Source organism: Streptomyces sp. NPDC020807 (assembly GCF_040641575.1).
Lineage (GTDB): Bacteria > Actinomycetota > Actinomycetes > Streptomycetales > Streptomycetaceae > Streptomyces.
In genome coordinates, this window is record NZ_JBFADU010000024.1 from 72,872 (window position 1) to 93,835 (window position 20,964).

A 20,964-nucleotide genomic window follows, 5' to 3' on the forward strand; every position below is an offset into this window, starting at 1 on the left:
GTGACCCTTGCGCGCGGTCTGCTCCGCAGACTCGTCGCGCCGTCGCTACGCGACGGTCGGCGGGTGCCTTCCCCGCCGCTCCGCGGCGGCCCTGCACACCCGTCCCCGCCGCTCCGCGGCGAAAAACCGACCGGAGCGCTCCGCGCTCCCTGCGGTGGTGGGCGAGTGGGGTGGGTGCGTACCGGTCTCCGGGGTGGTGAGTACCGACTCTCGGGTACGGACTCACGGACTCGGCGAGTTCCCCCTTCCCCCTGTGGGGGAGCGGGGGAGGGGCGTGGTGTGTCAGGGGTGCCGTGAGGGGCCCGCCAGGCCGTTCTCGTACGCGAGGATCACCAGCTGGACCCTGTCGCGGGCGTCGAGTTTGGCCAGGAGCCGGGTCACGTAGGTCTTGGCCGTCGCGACGCTGATGGTGAGCTCGTGGGCGATCTCGGTGTTGGTCAGGCCCGCGCCGATGAGGGCGAGGACCTCCTTCTCCCGGTCCGTGATGCCCTGCAGCCGGACCGTGGGCGCGGCCGCCGCCGCGGCGGTCGCCGGCGGCTGGGCGGTGAAGTTCCTGATGAGGCGGCGGGTGACGCCCGGCGCGATCAGCGCGTCGCCGGCGGCGACCACCCGGATCGCCCCGAGGATCTCCTCCAGGGCCATGTCCTTGACCAGGAAGCCCGCGGCCCCGGCGCGCAGCGCCCCGTACACGTACTCGTCCTCGTCGAACGTCGTCAGGACGATGACCTGTGCCGCCGAGGGGCCCGCCGCGATCCGCCGGGTCGCCTCGATGCCGTCCATGCCCGGCATCCGGATGTCCATCACGATGACGTCCGGCGCCGCGTCCTCCGCGAGCCCGACCGCCTCCGCCCCGTCACCGGCCTCGCCGACGACCTCCAGGTCGTCGGCCTGGGCGATGACCATCCGCAGCGCGGTGCGCACCAGCGGCTGGTCGTCCACCAGCCCGACCCTGATCACCGCGCACCCCCTCGCGCGAGAGCCGCGGACGGGGGAAGAGGACGGTGGTTTCCCGGGGCGCGGCGGGCGGGCGTCGGCGGCGCGGGTGTGGCGGCGGGCATCCGTCCATCGTAGTGCGGCCCGCCCGCAGCCACCCCTCCACCCGACCCCGCCCCCGTGACCGCGGGCCCACCGTCAGGCCTCGGGAAGCAGGTTGACGGCCGAGCAGTTCCAGCAGTCCGCCTCCACCGGCAGCAGGTACTGCTCCGCCCACAGCCCGGACGGCCTGTCCCACACGCTGTTCGCCTCGCCGCAGATCTCGCACCGGTACTCGTCGTCCATGCCCTGCTCCCTTCCGTGCAGGGCCGCGAGCCTGGCAGCCGCCCCCGCCGGACGGACAGCGCCCCGGGCGCAGTTGGACACCCCTTCCGGTGCCGTCCGGCACCCTCCGGCACCGCCGGACAGGCATCGGACAGCACACGAAGCATCCGCATCTCCCGCACCAAAAAGCCACTTGCGCCCCACAGCAGCTCGACAGCGACTCAAACACCCCTGCCCCCGCGGGGACTTCGGTCGCTGCACCAGAACAGCATTCCCGCAGGCCACAGGCGCGCCGGGGCGCGGCGAGCGACCCAAGCGACTCACCTCTCCCATATATGCAAGCCATGAAGGAGTGTGCCGTCGTTCTCATAGACCGGAACTTCGGTCGCTTCAGTCGCTGTTGAGGAGGCGCCAAACCTCTCCCATCTGCGGTTTTCCCGCCACAGCCCCACAGCGACCGAACGAAGTACGGTCGCTGCGCGCGCCGGCGACCGCAGGATTTTTGGCTGTGTCATCGATCGACAAGCTGTTTTAGTCTGTGTTCATCGAAGGGTCGCTTCGGTCGCTCTGGGGGGATGCGGATGCTTGATGACCTGCGACGTCATCACACTGACGCATGGCGCGGCGCCATGCCCGGCAACACACGGCTCGCCACCGCGCTGTGGTGCGCCGAACAGGGCTGGCCGGTTCACCCCCTGCTCCCCGGGCGCAAGATCCCCCTGGCCAACTGCACCGCCTGCCGCACCCCGGGACACACCCCCGCCGGCTGCCCCTGCCCCGCCGCCCACCGCTGGTGCCACGGCTTCCACGCCGCCACCCTCGACACCGACCGCATCACCCGCTGGTGGACGGACAACCCCCACCACGGCGTGGGCGTCGCCTGCGGCCCCGCCCGCCTCGTCGTCATCGACATCGACACCCACCCCGCACCCCCGCCCGCCCGCGACCGGATCTGGCCCGGCATCGACATCGGCGACACCGTCGACCTCACCGGCCTCACCAACGGCTTCGACACCCTCGCCGTCCTCGCCGCCCTCCGCGGCCAGGACAACCCCGCCCACGACACCCGCACCCTGCGCGTCCGGACACCCTCCGGCGGACTCCACGTCTGGTACCGCGCCGACGACACACGCCACTGGCGCTGCTCCTCCGGCAACAGCCCCCAGCGCGCCCTCGCCTGGCAGGTCGACATCCGCGCCCACGGCGGCTACATCGTCGCCCCCACGACCACCACCCCCACCGGCACCTACCAGCCCCTCGACGGCTCCCCGACCCCCGCCCCCCTGCCCGGCTGGCTCGCCACCGAACTCGAACGCACCGGCCACCACCGCCCCCACATCCCGCACCCCCGCAGCCCCCGCCGCGCCCCCGCACGCGCCCAGCAGGCCGTACGCGCCGCAGGCGCCGGGCACCAGCGGATCACCCGGATCATGACCACCGTCCTGCAGGAGATCCACGACTGCGGACGCGTCCACGACGGTGCCGGCTTCACCGCCGTCCTCAACCGGGCGGCCTACACCTTAGGAGGACTGGTGGCCGCCGGCCATCTCACCCAGGACGCCGCCACCCACGCCCTGCGGGAAGCAGCCCGCACCGCCCGCCCCGGACAGGACCGGCGCTCCATGCAGATCATCGCCGGCGGCATGAGCGCCGGCCTCGCCCACCCCCTCACCCCCGGCAGGCACCGGTGAGCACCCCCACCACCCCGCCCCGAACCACCGGACCCGCAGCAGGCACCACGGACGTCTTCGACGCACACGCCGTCGCCGCCCAGATCCTCGCCCAGTCCGCCACCACCCCCCACCAGGCCCCCAGCCCCCTCGCCGCCCACGGCACCGCAGGAGTCACCGACCAAGGCCTCCTCCCCGACACCCTCACCGACCGCGGCAACGCCAAACTCTTCGCCCGCCTCTACGCCCGCGACTACCGCTACGTCCCCGGACTCGGCTGGTACCGCTGGGACGGCTCCCGCTGGCAGGCCGACGAAGAAGAAACGGTCCTGTGGGCCGCCGGCGACCTCGCCGAAACCCTCGCCACCACCGACATCACCGGCCGCCACACCCCCCACACCCTCCTCCAGCACCGCCGCCGCGCCCTGTCCACCACCGGCATCAACGCCATGCTCGTCCAGGCCCGCAGCGCCCCCGGCATGACCCTCAACGCCGCCCTCCTCGACACCGACAGCTACGCCCTGTGCACCCCCGGCGGCATCGTCGACCTGCGCACCGGACGCACCCGCCTGCCCGACCCCGACAAGGACTTCCACTCCCGCTCCACCACCACAGCCGCCAGCCACATGCCCACACCCCGCTGGCACCGCTTCCTCGCCGACACCTTCGGCGAGGACACCGACGGCCGGCAGATGACCGACTTCCTCCAGCTGTTACTCGGCTACTCCATCACCGGAGACGTCGGCGGCCAGGTCATGCCCTTCCTCTTCGGAGCCGGAAAGAACGGCAAATCCGTCCTCCTCGACGTCCTGATGAAACTCCTCGGCGACTACGCCGACGCCGCACCCCCCGGCTTCCTCATGGCCCGCCCCTACGAAGGACACCCCACCGACCTCGCCGAACTCCACGGCCGCCGCGTCGTCGTCTGCAACGAAGTCCGCCCCGGCGACAAATTCGACGAAGCCCGCGTCAAACTCCTCACCGGCGGCGACCGCATCAAAGCCCGCCGCATGCGCCAGGACTTCTTCTCCTTCCAACCCACCCACAAACTCTGGCTCCTGGGCAACCACCGCCCCGAAGTCGGCACCGGCGGCTTCGCCTTCTGGCGCCGCATGCGCCTCATCCCCTTCGAACGCGTCGTCAGCGACGAACGCAAAGTCGACAACCTCGCCGACATCCTCGTCACCGAAGAAGGCCCCGGCATCCTCGGCTGGCTCATCGACGGCGCCCGCCGCTACCTCTCCGGCGACCGCGACCTCACCGGCCCCGAACAGATCCGCGTCGCAACCACCTCCTACGCCGACACCGAAGACCACACCGGCCGCTTCTTCGAAGAACGCTGCACCCTCGGACACCACCACCGCGCCGAACAAGCACGCCTGTACGATGCCTACAAAAAGTGGTGCCAGAGCGAAGGGGCCCCGGCCATCACCTCACGCGCCTTCGCGCAACGCGCCCGCGAACTGGCCGGCCTGACCTCACCCAAGGAGATGGTCCTGTCGAACTCGCGAAAGTACTATCCGGGCATCGGTCTGCTCGCCGACGCGGAGGCCCCGTGAGCTCCCTCATCACCAACGACGAACTCACCCACGAGCACGACATCGTCTGGCTCGAACCCGTCGACACCCTCGACTACGTACGCCAGTCACTCGACCGGCTCCCCACCCGCCGCGGCAGACCCCCCTACCACCGCGACGGCCGCATGATCGGCTACGCCACCCTCACCCCCCAGGCCAAAGCCTCACGCGCCTCCGGAACCTTCCTGCGCCGCGTCTTCTGGCTCACCCCCAACGACCGCGACACCACCCCCCACGGCCTCTACGCCACAGGCACCCCCGCCGAAGCCGTCGACCCCCGCACCGTCCACGCCCGCGAGAAAGGCCGGAAAACACCCCGCTCCGAAGGCGACCGGAACGCCCGGCACGACCACCGCCACCACCACGACCGGCACGACCTCCCCGCACCACCACCGCCCGGCTAACCCCCCGCCGGCCCGCTCCCCCCACGCCCCGGCCCCACCGGCAGCGTCGCCGCCACCCGGAACCCCCCCGACGGCACCCCGCCCGCCGAGAACTCCCCACCCAGCAACGCCACCCGCTCACGCATACCGATGAGCCCGTACCCCACCCCCACCCGCTCCCCGGGACCCGAACCGCCGTCCGTGACCTCCACCCCCAGCTCACCGGACCCGAAGGCGATCACCACACGACACGCACCCGTCCCCGCATGCCGGACGACGTTCGTGACCGACTCCTGCACGATCCGGAACGCCGCGAAATCCACCTCCCGCGGCAACACACGACGCTCACCCTCCCAGCACACCTCCACCCGCACCCCCGCCTCCCCGGCCCGCTCCGCCAGCCGCCCGACACCCTCCAGCCCCTCCAGCGGATCCAACGGCGCCGCCGCCTCCCCGCCCTCCGCATCCCGCAGCGCCCCCAGCATCCGGCGCAACCCCGCCAGCGCCTCACGACCCGCACGCTCCACCGCCACCATCGCCACCCGCGCCTCCTCGGGCCGCGCCTCCACCACCCGCGCCGCCGCCCCCGCCTGCAACGCGATGATCCCGATGCTGTGCGCCACGCTGTCATGCAACTCCCGCGCGATCCGCAGCCGCTCACCGGCCACCGCACGCGACGCGACCCGCTCGGAGAACTGCCGGCGCACCTCCGCCTCGTACGCACGCGACTGGTGCACCGACCGGCCCGCCAGCCACGCCACCACCACCGTCAGCGCCACATACGGCTCCGACGCCGTCCCCGCCTCCGCGCCGCTGCCCCACCGCACCCCCGCGAACACCCCGAGCACCACCAGCGCCGCCCCCGCCACCGGCAACGACACCCGAGGCGCCCGCACCGCCGCCACCAGGGCGAGGGCCACATCCACCGCCAGGAACTGCAGCACCGGCAGCTCATCGAGCCCCCACGCCCCCGCATACGCCACCGTCCCCGCCAGCAGCAGCGCCGAACCCACCCACGGCCGGCGCATCAGCACCGCACACCCGCCCCACGCCGCCACCACCGCACACACCAGCAGCAACTGACCCCCCAGCCCGCCCAGCGCGTCGGCGACCGGCCCCCCGGCCGCACCCCGCCCCGACCACACCAGCGGAGACAACGCCGCCAACGACCACAGACCACCCGCCCACCAACCCGGCGGCACCCGACGAAACACAGCACGGTACGAGAAGGACATAAACGGATCGTAACCACGCCGCCCCGGCCGCCGGATCAGCCCACCGCCGTACAACCAGGGGTGACACCACTGTTCAAGCGGTGTCACCCTGGGAGTGATGACGCTTCACGCGGCCCTCGCCATGATGAATCACATGATCGAAGCAAGGGAACTCACCAAGCGTTACGGACAGAAGACCGCGGTCAACAGCCTCAGCTTCACCGTCGAACCGGGCCACGTCACCGGCTTCCTCGGCCCCAACGGCGCAGGCAAGAGCACCACCCTGCGCATGATGCTCGGACTGCACCGGCCCACCAGCGGCTCCGTCACCATCAACGGCCGGCCCTACACCGACCGCACCCGCGGCATGCGCGACGTGGGAGCCCTGCTCGACGCCCATCACGTCCACGGCGGCCGCACCGCCCGCGCCCACCTCGCCTCCCTCGCCGTCAGCAACCGGCTGCCCCGCCGCCGCGTCGACGACGTCCTCGAAGAGGTCGGCCTCGCCGACGCCGGCGACCGCCGCATCGGCGGCTACTCCCTCGGCATGAAGCAGCGCCTCGGCATCGCCACCGCCCTCCTCGGCAACCCGCCCGTCCTCCTCTTCGACGAGCCCCTCAACGGCCTCGACCCCGAAGGCGTCAAATGGGTCCGCGGCCTCTTCCAGCGGCTCGCCGCCGAAGGACGCACCGTCTTCGTCTCCAGCCACCTCATGTCCGAGATGGAGAACACCGCCGACAGCCTCGTCGTCGTCGGCCGCGGCCGCCTCATCGCCGCCGAAAGCCTCAAGGACTTCGCCGCACGGGGCACCCAGCGCAGCGTCACCGTCCGCACCCCCGAAGCCGCCGCGCTGCACCCCCTCCTCAGCGACGCCGGCGCCACCGTCGAGACCCACCCCGACGACGCCCTCACCGTCCGCGGCATGAGCGCCCCCCACATCGGCGACATCGCCTTCCGCCACATGATCCCCGTCCACGAACTCACCAACAACAACGCGTCCCTCGAGTCCGCCTTCATGGAACTGACCGCCGACAGCGTCGAGTACGCGGCAGGAGAAGCCCGATGACCCTCACCTCCACCGCCCCCGCCACCCCCACCACCCGCGAGCCCGAAGCCGAGCCCACCCCCCGAGCCCGCTTCACCGACCTCATCGCCTCCGAGTGGATCAAGATGTGGTCGCTGCGCTCCACCGCGTGGACCATCGCCGTCGGCACCCTCGCCATCATCGGCTTCAACGTCTTCACCACCTACGACGACTACAGCAACTGGCCCGCCTGGAGCGCCCAGGAGAAGGCCGACTTCGCCCCCAACTGGGCCATGCTCGACTCCTTCACCGACGCCGCCCTGCTCTGCCTGCTGCTCGTCGCCAGCGCCATGGGCTCCCTGAGCGTCGTCAGCGAATACAGCACCGGCCAGATCCGCACCACCTTCACCGCCGTCCCCCACCGCAGCGCCGTCATGGCCGCCAAGGTCGTCGTCGTCACCGCCGTCACCACCGGATTCGGCCTCCTCGCCGCCGGCGGCTCCTTCTGGTCCACCCAGGCCATCCTGTCCGCACGCGGCACCGGCATCTCCCTGACCGACCCCGGCGTCCTGTCCGCAGTCGCCGCCTGCGTCCTCGCCGCCCCCCTCGCCGCCCTCGTCGGCATGGCCGTCGGCACGATCGTCCGCGCCAGCGCCGCCACCATGGGAACCAGCTTCGCCCTCCTCCTCCTCGTCCCCATGGGCGTCAGCGACGACCACTACACCTCCGCCGTCATCGACCACGCCCTGCCCTACAGCGCCTGGGCCCGACTCATGCAGATCGCCGACAAGCCCGCCCACTACCCCTGGTCCGCCGAAGGCGCCTGGACCGTCTACGCCGTCTGGGCCGTCGTCGCCGCCGCCATCACGATCCTCGCCGTCAAACGCCGCGACCAGTGACACCCCCACCCGAAGAAGCCGCTGCCACGCGAAACGGCAGCGGCTTTCCCGTACGCCCCCACCCCCCGCCCCCACCCCCCGCCCCCACACGCCCCCCCGCACCGCGCCGCCGTCCGGGCCCCCGCCTGAACACGTACCGGACACGCCCCCCGCATTTCTAGGATGACGACCACCGCGACCGCCACGGCCGCCACGAGCGGTGCACCCCCGCATGCCGGCGGACACCCCGCAGGAGCACCCCCCTCCCTTTCTTCCCCCGCTCCTCACCACGCGGAGACACCGTGCACCCACCCGACACCACCCCACCCCCCGCCCCCGCCACGACACCCGACGCCTTCGCGCGCATCACCGCCCTCCTGACCGCCCGCCCCGACGCGTACCGGATCATCCGCCACCCACCCGAAGGATCCACCGAGGCCGCCAGCGCCCTGCGCGACCACCCCCTCGAACAGGCCGCGAAATCCCTCGTCGTCCGCGTCGCCACCGGCAAACGCTCCCGCCGCTACGTCCTCGCCGTCGTCCCCGGCGACCGCCGGGTCGACCTCACCGCCCTCGCCGCCCGCTACCACGGGCGCGCCGCCAACTTCGCCGAACGGACCGTCGCCGAACGCCTCACCCGCAGCGTCAGCGGCTCCATCGCCCCCTTCGCCTTCAGCCGCGAACTCGACCTCCTCGTCGACGACAACCTCCTCGTCCACGACGAGATCTACTTCAACGCCGGACGCCTCGACCTGTCCGTCGCCCTCGCCGTACCCGACTACCTCGAAGTCGCCATGCCCGCCGTCGCCCCCATCGCCGCACCCGCGACCGCCTGAGAACCACCCCACCGGTGTTCAACCGCCGCCCCCACCGCGGTTGAACACCACCCCACCCGCCCGGCGAGGCCTGTTCAACCCGCCACCACCCGGCGCGTATTGATCGTCACCGGCACCGCCGGTCATTCTGCTGCGGCAGGCACGCCCGACAACACACCCGGCGTCCCCGCACTCCTTCACCTTTTCTCACGGTCCGCTGTGCGTCACGGGCATGCGTGTGCCCCCAGGCGGTCCTCTTCCTTGGCTCCCTGGAGGGAAAGCACCCATGGCTGACGAACAGCTGTACCTGCGCTCGAAGGCGATCATCGAGCCGCTCGTGGACCGCTTCTTCGCCTGGCCCTACACGATCGCCCCGGTCCAGGCCGCGATGAACCTGGCCTTCCTCCAGGTCCCGCTCCTCGAGTCCTACCTGCAGTCCCCGCAGGTCCACGTCGCCGCAAGCAACAACCCCGAACTCCGCGGCGGCTACTTCATCAACATCCCCGAGGAGCGCGCCGACGAGGTGCGCGACCTGCTCGCCACCATCAAGCGCGACCGCGCCGACATGCTCGCCTTCGCCCACGCGATAGCCGCCGGCCAGGAGATCCTGCGCGCCAACGCGACCGGCTTCGACCTGACCCCGCTCTACCCCAAGCTCCCCACCGAGCTCGCCGGCCTCGTCGAACTCGCCTACGACACCGACAACCAGGCGCAGATGCGCTTCCTCGAGCCGGTCGTCTACAAGAGCGCCGTCTACCAGGAGGAGCGCCAGTCGGTGCAGCTCTCCCTGGAGACGGGCATCGAGCGCCCGTTCATCCTCAGCACCCCGCGCCTGCCCTCGCCCGACGTCCTCGAGCTGCAGATCCCCTTCCGCCACGAAGGCCTCGCCGAGCTCTTCAAGAGCCGCGTCCACCCCACGACCCTCGCGCACCTGCGCGACGCCCTCGGCCTGGACGACGCGCAGACCAAGCAGCTGCGGACCCTGCTCACCGACAAGCCGAGCCTGTCCGAGGACCGCCACATCGAAAACGGCGGCCGCATCCGCTACTTCGGCCACGCCTGCCTCGTCCTGCAGACGCCCGAGGCCGCCATCGTCACCGACCCGTTCATCAGCGCCGACAGCGACAAGACCGACCGGTACACGCTGGACGACCTGCCCGACTACATCGACCTCGTCCTCATCACCCACGGCCACCAGGACCACATCGTCCTCGAGACGCTCCTGCAGCTGCGCGGCCGACTCGGCGCCATCGTCGTCCCGCGCTCCTCGCGCGGCAACCTCGCCGACCCCTCCATGGCGCTGATGCTCCGCAACCAGGGCTTCACCGTCATCGAGGTCGACGACTTCGACGAGGTCCCCTTCCCCGGCGGCAAGATCACCGCCACCCCCTTCCTCGGCGAGCACTGCGACCTCGACATCCGCGCCAAGTCCACCTACTGGGCGGAACTGGCCGGCAAGAAGGTCTTCATCGGCGCCGACTCCTCCGGCATCGAACCGTCCCTCTACCGCTACATGAAGGACCACCTCGGCCAGGCCGACATCGCCTTCCTCGGCATGGAGTGCGACGGCGCGCCGCTGACCTGGCTCTACCAGGCGCTGCTGACCATCCCGGTCACCAAGAAGATGAGCAACTCCCGCAAGCTCTCCGGCTCCAACGCCGAGCAGGCCGCCGCGATCATGACCGAACTCGGCGCCAAGGAGGCCTACGTCTACGCCATGGGCGAGGAGGACTGGCTCGGACACGTCATGGCCACCACGTACACCGAGGACACCTACCAGATCAAGCAGATCGAGGAGTTCCTGACCTGGTGCAAGGAGCGCGACATCCCCGCCGGTCACCTCTTCAAGCAGCAGGAATGGCGCTGGTAGCCGCCCCCGGCCGGTAGAGACCGCAACCGAACCCCATCGAGCACGGCCCGGCGCGGGGCACCCAGGCACTGCCCAGGGTGTCCCGCCCGGCCGTCGGCACACACACGTCACCCGGCAACTGCCCTGAGGAGGCCGCCTTATGGTCGTGCAGGACATCGCGTACGTAGAGCTGTTCACCAAGGACAAACGCTCGACCACCGACTACTTCGTCACCGCCCTCGGCTTCACCCGCATCGCCGACTCCGTCGAGGTCGACCGCAGTTCCGTCCTGCTGCGACAGGGCGACGTCCAGGTCGTCGTCACCACCGGCCGAGCCACCTGGAAGTTCTGCGACGAACACGGCGACGGCATCGCCGACATCGCCATGACCTGCGACGACGTCGCCGCCACCCGCGACGCGGCGCTGCGCGCCGGCGCCCGCACCGAGACCTCCCCGCGCGGCGACACCGTCGTCAGCGGCTTCGGCGACGTCACCCACACCCTCGTCGACGCCCCCACGTCCCCCGCCGACCGGCTCCCGCCCCGCCGCACCTGGGTCCCCCTCGACGGGCCCCACCACCCGCCCGGCCGCGTCAAGTCCCTCGACCACATAGCCGTCTGCCTCTCCGGCGGCACCCTCGACGCGTACGCGCGCTTCTACCAGGACGGCTTCGGCCTCGACCGCTTCTACTCCGAGTACGTCAGCGTCGGCGACCAGGCCATGGACTCCGTCGTCGTCCGCAACCCGAGCGGCGGCGTCACCTTCACCCTCGTCGCACCGGACCCCGCCAAGCACACCGGCCAGCTCGACTCGTTCCTCGAACGCAACGGCGGCCCCGGCGTCCAGCACCTCGCCTTCCTCGTCGACGACATCATCCCGGCCGTACGGGAGTGCAAGCAGCGCGGCGTCGACTTCCTCACCACCCCCGACGCCTACTACGACGTCCTCGCCGACCGCTTCCCCGACCTGCGGGCCGTCGTCGGCGAACTCCGCGACACCCAGGTCCTCGCCGACCGCGACGAATGGGGACACCTGCTCCAGCTGTTCAGCCGCTCACCGCACGAACGCAACACCCTCTTCTACGAACTGATCCAACGTCAGGGATCGCGCGGCTTCGGCAGCTCCAACATCCGCGCCCTGTACGAAGCGGTGGAACGCGAGCGGCTGACCGCCGGATGAGCCCCGCCGACCACCCGCCCACGGCTGCCGACCGCCCGCCGGCCGACGCCGCCCGCCCGCTGACCCTGGCCGACTACGAGACGGCGGCGCGGCCGCACTTCACACCGGCCGTCAGGGACTTCCTGGAAGGCGGCGCCGGCGACGAACGCACCCTCGCCGCCAACACCGCCGCCTTCGACGCCGTCCACCTGCACCCCCGCGTCCTGGCCGGACACCAGGCACCGGACACCACGACCCGGATCCTGGGCCGCGACTGGGCGGCCCCCCTCGGCATCGCCCCGATGGCCTACCACGCCCTGGCCCACCCCGAGGGCGAGGTCGCCACCGCCCGCGGCGCCGGCGCCGCGGGCGTCCCGCTGACCGTCAGCACCTTCGCCGGCCGCACCTTCGAGGACATCGCCGCCGCCGCCACCGCACCGCTGTGGCTGCAGGTGTACTGCTTCCGCGACCGGGGCGTCACCCGGGCGCTGATCGAACGCGCCGAACGGGCCGGCTTCGAAGCCCTCGTCCTGACCGTCGACGCACCACGCCTCGGCCGCCGGCTGCGCGACCTGCGCAACGGCTTCGCACTCCCCGAGGGCATCGCGCCCGCCAACCTCACCGGCGACGGATTCGACTCGCCCAGCGCACACGCACTCGCCGAGTTCGACCCCGCCCTGGACTGGTCCGTCCTCGCCTGGCTGCGCACCGTCAGCTCCCTGCCCATCCTCCTCAAGGGCGTCCTCACCGCGCAGGACGCCCGGCGGGCCACCGCCGAGGGCGCGCAGGGCATCGTCGTCTCCAACCACGGCGGACGCCAGCTCGACGGAGCCCCGGCCACCCTCACCGCGCTGCCCGCCGTCGCCGAGGCCGTCGGCCGCGCCTGCCCCGTCCTCCTCGACGGCGGCGTACGCCGGGGCACCGACGTCCTGACCGCCCTCGCCCTCGGCGCCGATGCCGTCCTCATCGGCCGGCCCGCCCTGCACGCACTGGCCGTCGCCGGAGCCGACGGCGTGGCCGACGTGCTCGGCATCGTCCGCGACGAACTGACCGACGCCATGGCCCTGACCGGCACCGGGACGGTGACGGCCGCGACCCCCGCCCTCGTCACCCCCGCCCCCGCCGGGCCCGCCCCCGCCGGTCCCCGCGTCACTGCCGGCACCACCGGCACCACCGGCACCGGGCTGCGGACACGGGACCTCCACGCCAGCGTCTCGGACCCCGTCCTGGACACCATGAACTTCCTCAACGAGATCACCACCCGCTACCCCGACGCCGTCTCCTTCGCCCCCGGACGCCCCTACGAAGGCTTCTTCGACACCGAGCAGATCTTCACCTACCTGCGCCACTACGTGGACCACCTGCACCGGCAGGGCAGCTCACCCGAGCAGATACGCACCACGCTCTTCCAGTACGGACCCACGAGCGGCCACATCCGCGAACTCGTCGCCGACTCGCTGCGCAAGGACGAGGGCATCGACGTCCCGCCCGAGTCCGTCGTGGTCACCGTCGGCGCCCAGGAAGCGATGCTGCTCGCCGTCCGCGCGCTCATCACCGGCCCCGACGACGTCCTGCTCGCCTCCAGCCCCTGCTACGTCGGCATCACCGGCGCCGCCCGGCTCCTCGACATCACCCCGGTCGCCGTCGAGGAGGACGAGGACGGCGTACGGGTCGACCGCCTCGCCGCCGCGATCCACGCCGAACGCGCCCGCGGCCGCAGGCCCCGCGCCTTCTACGTCATCCCCGACCACTCCAACCCCTCCGGCACCACCCTGTCCCTCCAGGCACGCCGCGAACTGCTCGACCTCGCCGAACGCGAGGACATCCTCCTCCTGGAGGACAGCCCCTACCGGCTCGTCAGCCCGGGGGAGCGGCTCCCGACCCTGAAGGCACTGGACCGCCACCACCGCGTGCTGCACATCGGCTCGCTCTCCAAGACGCTGTTCCCCGGCGCGCGCGTCGGCTTCGCCGTCGCCGACCAGCCCGTCACCGACGACACCGGCCGCACCACGCTCCTCGCCGACGCACTCAGCAAGATCAAGTCGATGGTGACGGTCAACACCTCGCCGATCAGCCAGGCCCTCGTGGCCGGCATGCTGCTCACGGCGGACGGCCGGGCCGGCGAACTCAACAAGGCCACCGCCGCCTACTACGGGGACGCGATGCGCGTCACCCTCGACGCCCTCGAGGACGCCTTCCCGCCCCGGGAACGCACCGCCCTCGGCGTGCGCTGGAACGCACCGAGCGGAGGCTTCTTCCTCTCCCTCACCGTTCCCTTCCGCGCCGACGAGCCGGCCCTCACCCAGGCCGCCGAGGAGTACGGCGTCATCTGGACCCCCATGGCGTACTTCCACCCCCAGGGCGGCGGCGAACACGCCCTGCGGCTCTCCGTCAGCTACCTGACGCACGAACAGATCAAGGACGGCATCGGCCGCCTTGCCCGCTTCGTCAGAGCACGCGCCGCGACGAACGGCCGATGACACACGGCGGTGGCCCCCCTCCCACCGGAGGGGGGCCACCGCCGTCTTCGCACGAGGAAGACCGAACGGGCCCAGGGGGCCTCGCCGCCTAGAAATCGCCCGCCGGCACCTCCCGCGGGTCCCGGGCCAGCGGCCACGGCGCCATCCGCGGATCCGGGATCGGCTTGGCATCGGTCCGCGCCTCCGCCGTCTCGAACCCCCGCGCGAGATAGTTCCGCACGGCATGACGGTGATCCAGCGTGCTCGTCCGCAGATACACGTACCGCGCCGCAGGCGCCTCCGGCCCGCCCCACTCCGCACCGGCGCGCCAGGCCCGCTCCACGCAGGCCGTCAGCAGCGCGCCGCCCAGGCCACGCCCGTAGAACTGGGGCAGCAGCCCGAACAGCACCACCTCCACCCCGCCGTCCGGCTGCGCCTCCAGCTCGAAGAAGCCCGCCACCGTGCCCTGCACCGTCGCGATCCACGTCGCCATCGACGGCCGGTGCACCCACGCGCGCCACGTCTCGTGGCTCCAGGAGAAACGGTCCGTCCAGCACACGTGGGAGCCGACGGCCGCGTACAGGGCCCGGCTCAGATCGACCGACGGCACCTGCGAGCGCTCCACCCGCATCTCGGTCCGCGACCGGACCGGCCGCAGCTGCTCGGGCGAGGACATCCGCAGTGTCCACGTCGTGACGTCCTGCCGGACGATCCTCGCCTCGGGACCCGGATCGACGTGCTCAGGCTGGTTCATGGCGCGGCCTTACGTGAAAAGGGACGGAAGAGGAGGGGACGGAAACGGACGGGACGGAAGGGGAGGGCGGGGCGGGGTGGGAGGCGGCGCGCGCCCGACGTCAGTGCTTGTCGAGGAACTCGACGATCGCGTCGTTCACGGCCCGCGGACGCTCCAGGTTCCCCAGGTGCCCGCAGTCCGCGATCTCCACGTGGTCGCACCCGGGAATGGCGTCCGCGACCTCGGCCACCAGATGCGGAGGACAGATGAGGTCGTCCGAGAAGGCGATCGTGCGGCACGGCACCGTGATGGAACGCAGCACCCCGCGCCGGTCACCGGCCCGGTCGACGCCGGCCTGCCCGCCGCCGTCGCCACCGCCGGTCAGCTCGAAGATCTCCAGCCAGCTCCGCGCCGACGTGTCGTCGTTGAGCGTGGCGGGGGAGAGCATCTCCAGGACGGTCCGCATCGCCTCGTACTTCGGCGGCAGCCGCACCCCGCTCTCCCGCAGCGCGATGTCGGCCTCGGTCAGCGCCCGCCGCGTCGCGTCCGAACGCGCACGGGTGGCGATGAGCACGGCCGAACGCACCAGGTGCGGATACTGCGCCGCCAGCTCCTGCGCGATCATCGCGCCCATCGACGTACCGACGATCCGGCAGGGACCGATCCCCAGCGCCTCGATCAGGCCCTTGGTGTCGGCCACCATGTCGGCCAGCGAGTACATGCCCTCGGGCGCGTCGGAGGCGCCGATGCCCCGGTTGTCGAAGATCACCGTCTCGTAGCCGGCCGCGTTGATCGCCGGTGTCTGGTGCGTCGTCCACACGTGCCCGGCGGCGCCCGAGCCCATGATGAGCAGCACCGGCTCGCCGCTGCCCTGACGCTGGTAGGAGAGCCGGATCCCGTTGGAGGTCACGTACGGCATGACATGCCTCCGGTCACAGTCTCGGTGCGCAAGAGGAACTCCAGGTCGTCCGGGACGAAGTCGTCGCAGTCAGCGGGCACAAGAGGCGGCGCGGGACGTCACGGGCCGCGGCGCGGCCATGCCGCACACCGCGCGCACGGCGCCGGCCACAGCGGGGCGGCCACCCGGGGCCACGGCCCCCGGCCGTGCCGGACGGTCCACCATGACACCGCCACGACCCGCCGATCAACGCCGTTCAACGAGGACGGCCGCGCGGTTGAACAGCGCGTTGACCCGCACCGGTGGGCCGCGGTCATAGTGGGCGTCCGGCCGTGCCCGTCGGGCAGCCCGCAGCGGCCGGAGCCGGGGCCGTGGCCCCGCGCGGCTCCCGGCCCCGCCTTCGACAGACCCCCGCCCGGCGGGGCCCGGGAGCACGGCTCGCCCCACCGCCCCGACGACGCCCGGTCACGCGTATCGAGTCAGGAGCCGAGGAGCCCAGCCATGAGCGACACCACCACGACCAGCACACCCGCCACCAGCACACCCGGAGCCGGCACCGCCGGAGCCGGCACCGCCTGGAGCCCGCTCGTCATACGCCCCGAGGGCGGTCCGACCGGCGCCGAAGGAGTACGCGACAGGCTGGCGGCCCTCGGCGACCCCGGGGACCTCCTCGCCCGCGAGAAGGCGCTGGTCTTCCGGGACTTCGACGTGCCCGAGGAGGACGTCGAGACGGTGATGGACCTGCTGCTGCCCAACCGGCTCGGCTACCTGCACGGCACCTCGCCCCGCACGCAGCTCGGCGGCAACCTCTACACGTCGACCGAGTACCCCCAGCACATGACGATCGCGATGCACAGCGAACTGTCGTACAGCCACCAGTGGCCCGAGCGGCTCTTCTTCTACTGCGCCACCACCCCCGGCGGCGGAGGCGCCACCCCCGTCGCCGACGGCGCGCGCTGGCTCGCCGCCCTGGACGCCGAGGTCCGCGAGGCCTTCGCCGGCGGCATCCGCTACACCCAGAACCTCCACGACGGCATGGGCCTCGGCCGCAGCTGGCGCCAGACGTTCGAGACCGACGACCGCGACGAGGTCGAAGCCTTCCTGAAGGCGGGCGAGTTCACCTGGCACTGGGACGCCGACGGCGGCCTGCGCATGACCAGCCCCGTCCGCCCCGCCACCGTCCGGCACCCCGTCACCGGCACCGAGGTCTGGTTCAACCAGGCCGACCACTTCCACCCCGCCGCCCTGGGCGACGAGACCGCCCGCGAACTGGCGCAGATCCTGCCCCCCGAGGAACTGCCCCAGTCCGTCACCTTCGCCGACGGCAGCCCCATCCCCGACGCGTACATCCTCCACATCCACGACCGCGGCCTGGAGACGGCCGTCGACGTGGACTGGCGCAAGGGCGACCTCATGGTCATCGACAACGTCGCCACCGCCCACGGCCGACGCCCCTACACCGGCGACCGCAGGGTCCTGGTCGCCATGTCCGGCTGACCCCCGCCACGGCACACACGCGCACGCACACGCACACACACACGCACGCACACGCACGCACACACGCGCACGCGCACACACGCACGCACGCAGGCGCGCACACGCGAGCGGGGCGCCCACCTCCACGGTGGGCGCCCCGCTCGCGTACACGGTTCAGGAGGCCTTCAGCCGCACCGGCAGCAGCTCGGGGCCGTTCACCACGATCGAGTCCAGCAGCTTCGGCTCGCCGTCCAGCTCGATGCGCACCCCCCGCTTCACCAACTCGCCGTACAGAAGCCGCAGTTCCACCCGCGCCAGCATGCTGCCCAGGCAGAAGTGCTCACCGAACCCCAGCGACAGGTGACGGTTGGGGGAGCGCCGCACGTCGAACACGTCCGGAGCGTCGAACACCGTCTCGTCCCGGTTCGCCGACGGCAGCCAGAACACCACCTTGTCGCCGGCCTCGATCTGCCGGTCATGGATCCGCACCGGCTTCACGGCCGTACGCATGATGTGCGTGGCCGTCGACGTCCAGCGCAGCACCTCCTCGACCGCGGACGGCAGCAGCGACGGATCCTCGCCCACCGCACCCCACTGCTCCGGGTGCTCCAGGAGCGCGAGCATCCCCCCGGCCGCGGCGATCCGGGTGTTCTCCGTACCACCGACCAGCAGGTTGTCGCAGTTCAGGATCACGTCGTCGGGGCTCAGCCGCTCGCCGTCCACCACCGCCGTCGCCAGGACGCTCACCAGGTCGTCACCCGGGTTGCGCGCCTTGTCGGCCTGCAGGGCCTCGAAGTACCCCAGGATGTCCAGGTGCGCGAAGCGCCGCGCGAGCGGGTCACCCGCCGCGAACGCCTGGCTCGTCAGGTCGTACAGGCGCTCCCAGTCCGACTCGGGCACCCCCATCATCCGGCAGATCACATAGAGCGGGACCCGGGCCGCGACATCGGCGACGAAGTCGCAACTGCCCCGCTCCAGCGCCGCCTCCACCACCCCCTCGGCGATCGACGCCATCTCCGCCTCCAGCGCGCGGACCGAGCGGACGGCGAACCAGCCGTCGACCAGGCCCCGCAGCTGCTTGTGACGGGGCGCGTCGGTGAGGGCCAGCGTCCGCCCGCCGCCCGGGTCCGCCCCGTGCTCGGCCGGCCGCAGCAGGATCCCCTGCGCCGAACTGAACGTCTCCGCGTCCCGGTAGGCCGTACGGATGTCCTCGTAACGCGTCAGGGACCAGAAACCCGGAAGCTCCCCCGGCCGGTGCCAGTGCACCGGGTCGTTGGCACGCAGCCAGGCCCATTGCGAAAAGGGATCGCCACGGGAATAGAGTTCCGGATCCACCAGATCGATGTGCGGCGCTGAATCGGGCATACGGGTGCCTCGCAGTGAAAGCGGGAAGGGGGAGAGAAGCCATAGGCGCCATTCACCGTCCCAAAAGCCCTCACACCCCGTCAAGGTCCGCCCCCGACCTGTGAAGCAGCCGTTCAACTGCCCTTCTCGCACAGTTGAACGCACCCCCGACGTACGTTGATCCGCCACCGGGGCTCGGTCATAGTGGGTCGCCGCGCCAGTGCTCGATGAAGACGAATTCTCAGGTCGCAGCTTTGTTCAACAGGAGCTGGGCGGTCATGCGCGTGCCCCGGTTGAGGCAGCCCGTGCTGTTCCAGTCGACGATTCAAACGATTGGAGTGCGTGGGCATGACCAAGAACGAGGGCGAGTTCATCGAATTGATGGGCGGACAGCTCGGCATCTGGTATGCACAGCAGCTCGCCCCCGAAAACCGGTCATTCTTTCTCGCCGAGTACATCGAGATCCACGGACCCGTCGACCACGCCCTGCTCGTGCGCGCGGCCGAACTGCGGATCCACGAGACCGAGACGGCACGCCTGCGCCTGAAGACCCTCGACGGCACCCCCGCCCAGTACCTCCACGACGCCGCCGACTACCCCGTGCGGACCGTCGACCTCAGCGGCGAGACGGACCCCCGCGCCGCCGCCCGCGCCTGGATGGACGCCGACCTGCGCCGCCCCGCCGAACTCGACGGCGGCCCCCTCTACAACGCCGCGATCATCACGCTGGGCGAGGAACTCCACTACTGGTACATCCGCGTCCACCACCTCGTCTTCGACGGCCAGAGCGGCGTCGTCGCCGCCGCCCGCGGCGCCGAGATCTACGACGCCCTCCTCGAAGGCCGCGACCCCGCCGAAGGCGCGCTCGCCCCCTTCTCCGTCCTCCACGAGGACGACCGCGCCTACCGCACCTCCGCGCAGTACGACGAGGACCGGCTCTACTGGCTCGACCGCCTCGCCGGCCACCCCGCCCTCGACGGCGGCGACGCCTACAAGTCCCGCCGCGCCCAGCACGCCCCGCTGCGGCACACCGACGGCATCGACACCGACGCGGCCGACAGCCTCAAGCGCGGCGCACGCCGCCTCAGAACCAGCTTCCCCGGCCTCATGATCGCCGCCGCCGCGCTCTACCAGCACCGCGTCACCGGCGAACGGGAGATCACCGTCGGCCTGCCCGTACGCGCCCGAGGCGACCGCCGCACGCTCGCCGTCCCCGGCATGACCTCCAACATCCTGCCCCTGCGCCTGAGCATCGGCCCCCGGACCACCGTCGAGGACCTCGTACGCCAGACCTCCCGCGCCGTCCGCGACGGCATGAGGCACCAGCGCTACCGCTACCGCGACATGCTCGGCGACCTCAAGATCACCGACGGCGACCTCTGCGGCCTCCACATCAACGTGATGGCCTTCGACTACGACCTCCGGTTCGGCACCTGCCCCACCGTCACCCACAACCTGTCCACCGGCCCCGTCGACAACCTCCGCATCGACGTCTACGACCGCGGCGGCATGCAGATCAACGTCGACGCCAACCCCGACGCCCACGACCTCGACGAGGCCGCCGCCGTCTCACGCCACTACCTCAACGTCGCCACCTGGCTGGCCCACGCCGAACCCACCGCCCTCGCCGCCCACGCCGACCTCCTCGACGAGGGGGAGCGCGGCCGGGTGCTGGTGGAGTGGAACGACACGGCCACGGAGCCGGTTGCGGGTTCGCTGGTGGACCTGTTCGAGGCGCAGGCGGCGCGGTCGCCGGAGGCGGACGCGCTGGTGTGGGACGAGGGCGACGAGGTCGTCTCGTACGGGGAACTCGACGCCCGGGCGAACCGTCTGGCCCGGCACCTGGCGGGGCTCGGCGTGGGTCCGGAGTCGGTCGTCGGGGTGTGCCTGGAGCGCGGGCCGGAGATGGTCGTCGCGCTGCTCGCCGCGCTGAAGGCCGGCGGCGCCTACCTGCCCGTCGACCCCGACCACCCCACCGACCGCATCGCCCAACTGCTCGCCGACGCCGCGCCCGTGGCCGTGGTGACCTCCGCGGCCATCGCGCCGTCGGTACCGGCCTCGGACGCCGCACTGGTCGTGCTGGAGCAGACGCCTCTGACAGACCTCGACGACAGTCCGCTGGGTGTGCGGGTGGACCCGCGTTCTCCCGCGTACGTGATCTTCACGTCGGGTTCGACGGGCCGCCCGAAGGGCGTGGTCGTTCCGCACGCCGGCATCGTCAACCGGCT

At 71.8% G+C, this 20,964-nt stretch carries 17 protein-coding genes; 11 read left to right on the plus strand and 6 right to left on the minus strand.

What is annotated here, in order from left to right:
• Positions 1-282: 282 nt before the first annotated feature.
• Both AB0G79_RS27315 and AB0G79_RS27320 read right to left on the minus strand, forming a co-directional pair.
• Positions 283-957, minus strand: a complete 675-nt coding sequence (locus AB0G79_RS27315; protein ID WP_360810887.1) for a response regulator transcription factor — start codon at positions 955-957, stop codon at positions 283-285.
• A 174-nt stretch (positions 958-1,131) separates the two neighbouring features.
• A complete protein-coding gene (locus AB0G79_RS27320) occupies positions 1,132-1,278 on the minus strand; it encodes a hypothetical protein (RefSeq protein ID WP_360810889.1) in 147 nt (48 codons plus the stop codon).
• A gap of 608 nt (positions 1,279-1,886) precedes the next feature.
• Here AB0G79_RS27320 and AB0G79_RS27325 point away from each other — a divergent pair.
• From AB0G79_RS27325 to AB0G79_RS27335, 3 genes are read left to right on the plus strand one after another with little or no spacing between them, the layout of a single operon-like run.
• Positions 1,887-2,948, plus strand: coding sequence for a bifunctional DNA primase/polymerase (locus AB0G79_RS27325; RefSeq protein WP_360810891.1), 1,062 nt, complete (start codon positions 1,887-1,889; stop codon positions 2,946-2,948).
• Positions 2,945-4,486 carry a phage/plasmid primase, P4 family gene (locus tag AB0G79_RS27330; protein WP_360810893.1) on the plus strand — a complete coding sequence of 514 codons (1,542 nt, stop codon included), beginning with the start codon at positions 2,945-2,947 and terminating at the stop codon, positions 4,484-4,486. The genes AB0G79_RS27325 and AB0G79_RS27330 overlap by 4 nt, the downstream gene beginning before the upstream one ends.
• Positions 4,483-4,908 carry a DUF6009 family protein gene (locus AB0G79_RS27335; RefSeq protein ID WP_360810895.1) on the plus strand — a complete coding sequence of 142 codons (426 nt, stop codon included), beginning with the start codon at positions 4,483-4,485 and terminating at the stop codon, positions 4,906-4,908. The genes AB0G79_RS27330 and AB0G79_RS27335 overlap by 4 nt, the downstream gene beginning before the upstream one ends.
• On the opposite strand, the gene AB0G79_RS27340 is transcribed toward AB0G79_RS27335, so the two are convergent.
• Positions 4,905-6,122 (minus strand): sensor histidine kinase, encoded by a 1,218-nt coding sequence (locus AB0G79_RS27340; RefSeq protein WP_360810897.1) that lies wholly within the window; start codon positions 6,120-6,122, stop codon positions 4,905-4,907. The two genes, AB0G79_RS27335 and AB0G79_RS27340, sit on opposite strands and share 4 nt — an antisense overlap.
• Positions 6,123-6,255: 133 nt before the next feature.
• Between AB0G79_RS27340 and AB0G79_RS27345 the strand changes: the two genes are divergently transcribed.
• The 6 genes from AB0G79_RS27345 (at position 6,256) to AB0G79_RS27370 (ending at position 14,306) form a co-directional block, all read left to right on the plus strand.
• Positions 6,256-7,167, plus strand: coding sequence for an ABC transporter ATP-binding protein (locus AB0G79_RS27345; protein ID WP_360810899.1), 912 nt, complete (start codon positions 6,256-6,258; stop codon positions 7,165-7,167).
• Positions 7,164-8,024, plus strand: a complete 861-nt coding sequence (locus AB0G79_RS27350; RefSeq protein ID WP_360810901.1) for an ABC transporter permease — start codon at positions 7,164-7,166, stop codon at positions 8,022-8,024. Before AB0G79_RS27345 ends, AB0G79_RS27350 begins: the two co-directional genes overlap by 4 nt.
• Before the next feature lie 344 nt (positions 8,025-8,368).
• Entirely contained in the window at positions 8,369-8,839 is a 471-nt protein-coding gene (locus AB0G79_RS27355; protein WP_360810931.1) for a YbaK/EbsC family protein, read from the plus strand.
• A gap of 265 nt (positions 8,840-9,104) precedes the next feature.
• On the plus strand, positions 9,105-10,688 hold the full coding sequence (locus AB0G79_RS27360) for an MBL fold metallo-hydrolase (RefSeq protein ID WP_360810903.1): 1,584 nt from the start codon (positions 9,105-9,107) through the stop codon (positions 10,686-10,688).
• A 139-nt stretch (positions 10,689-10,827) separates the two neighbouring features.
• Positions 10,828-11,847: a 4-hydroxyphenylpyruvate dioxygenase gene (gene hppD, locus AB0G79_RS27365; protein WP_360810905.1), complete on the plus strand. Its 1,020-nt coding sequence runs from the start codon at positions 10,828-10,830 to the stop codon at positions 11,845-11,847.
• On the plus strand, positions 11,844-14,306 hold the full coding sequence (locus AB0G79_RS27370; protein WP_360810907.1) for an aminotransferase class I/II-fold pyridoxal phosphate-dependent enzyme: 2,463 nt from the start codon (positions 11,844-11,846) through the stop codon (positions 14,304-14,306). Before hppD ends, AB0G79_RS27370 begins: the two co-directional genes overlap by 4 nt.
• 88 nt (positions 14,307-14,394) lie before the next feature.
• Here AB0G79_RS27370 and AB0G79_RS27375 read toward each other — a convergent pair whose 3' ends face one another.
• Together AB0G79_RS27375 and AB0G79_RS27380 are read right to left on the minus strand one after the other, a co-directional pair.
• A complete protein-coding gene (locus AB0G79_RS27375) occupies positions 14,395-15,039 on the minus strand; it encodes a GNAT family N-acetyltransferase (protein ID WP_360810909.1) in 645 nt (214 codons plus the stop codon).
• Between the two features lie 100 nt (positions 15,040-15,139).
• On the minus strand, positions 15,140-15,937 hold the full coding sequence (locus AB0G79_RS27380) for an alpha/beta fold hydrolase (RefSeq protein ID WP_360810911.1): 798 nt from the start codon (positions 15,935-15,937) through the stop codon (positions 15,140-15,142).
• Between the two features lie 480 nt (positions 15,938-16,417).
• Between AB0G79_RS27380 and AB0G79_RS27385 the strand changes: the two genes are divergently transcribed.
• The gene (locus AB0G79_RS27385; protein WP_360810913.1) at positions 16,418-17,413 is read left to right on the plus strand and encodes a TauD/TfdA family dioxygenase; all 996 of its coding nucleotides are present in this window, start codon (positions 16,418-16,420) and stop codon (positions 17,411-17,413) included.
• Positions 17,414-17,566: 153 nt separating this feature from the next.
• Here AB0G79_RS27385 and AB0G79_RS27390 read toward each other — a convergent pair whose 3' ends face one another.
• Complete coding sequence (locus AB0G79_RS27390) at positions 17,567-18,757, minus strand: cytochrome P450 (RefSeq protein WP_360810915.1); 1,191 nt, start codon at positions 18,755-18,757, stop codon at positions 17,567-17,569.
• 327 nt (positions 18,758-19,084) lie between these two features.
• Here AB0G79_RS27390 and AB0G79_RS27395 point away from each other — a divergent pair.
• A partial coding sequence (locus AB0G79_RS27395; RefSeq protein ID WP_360810917.1) for a condensation domain-containing protein occupies positions 19,085-20,964 on the plus strand: 1,880 nt, incomplete at its 3' end.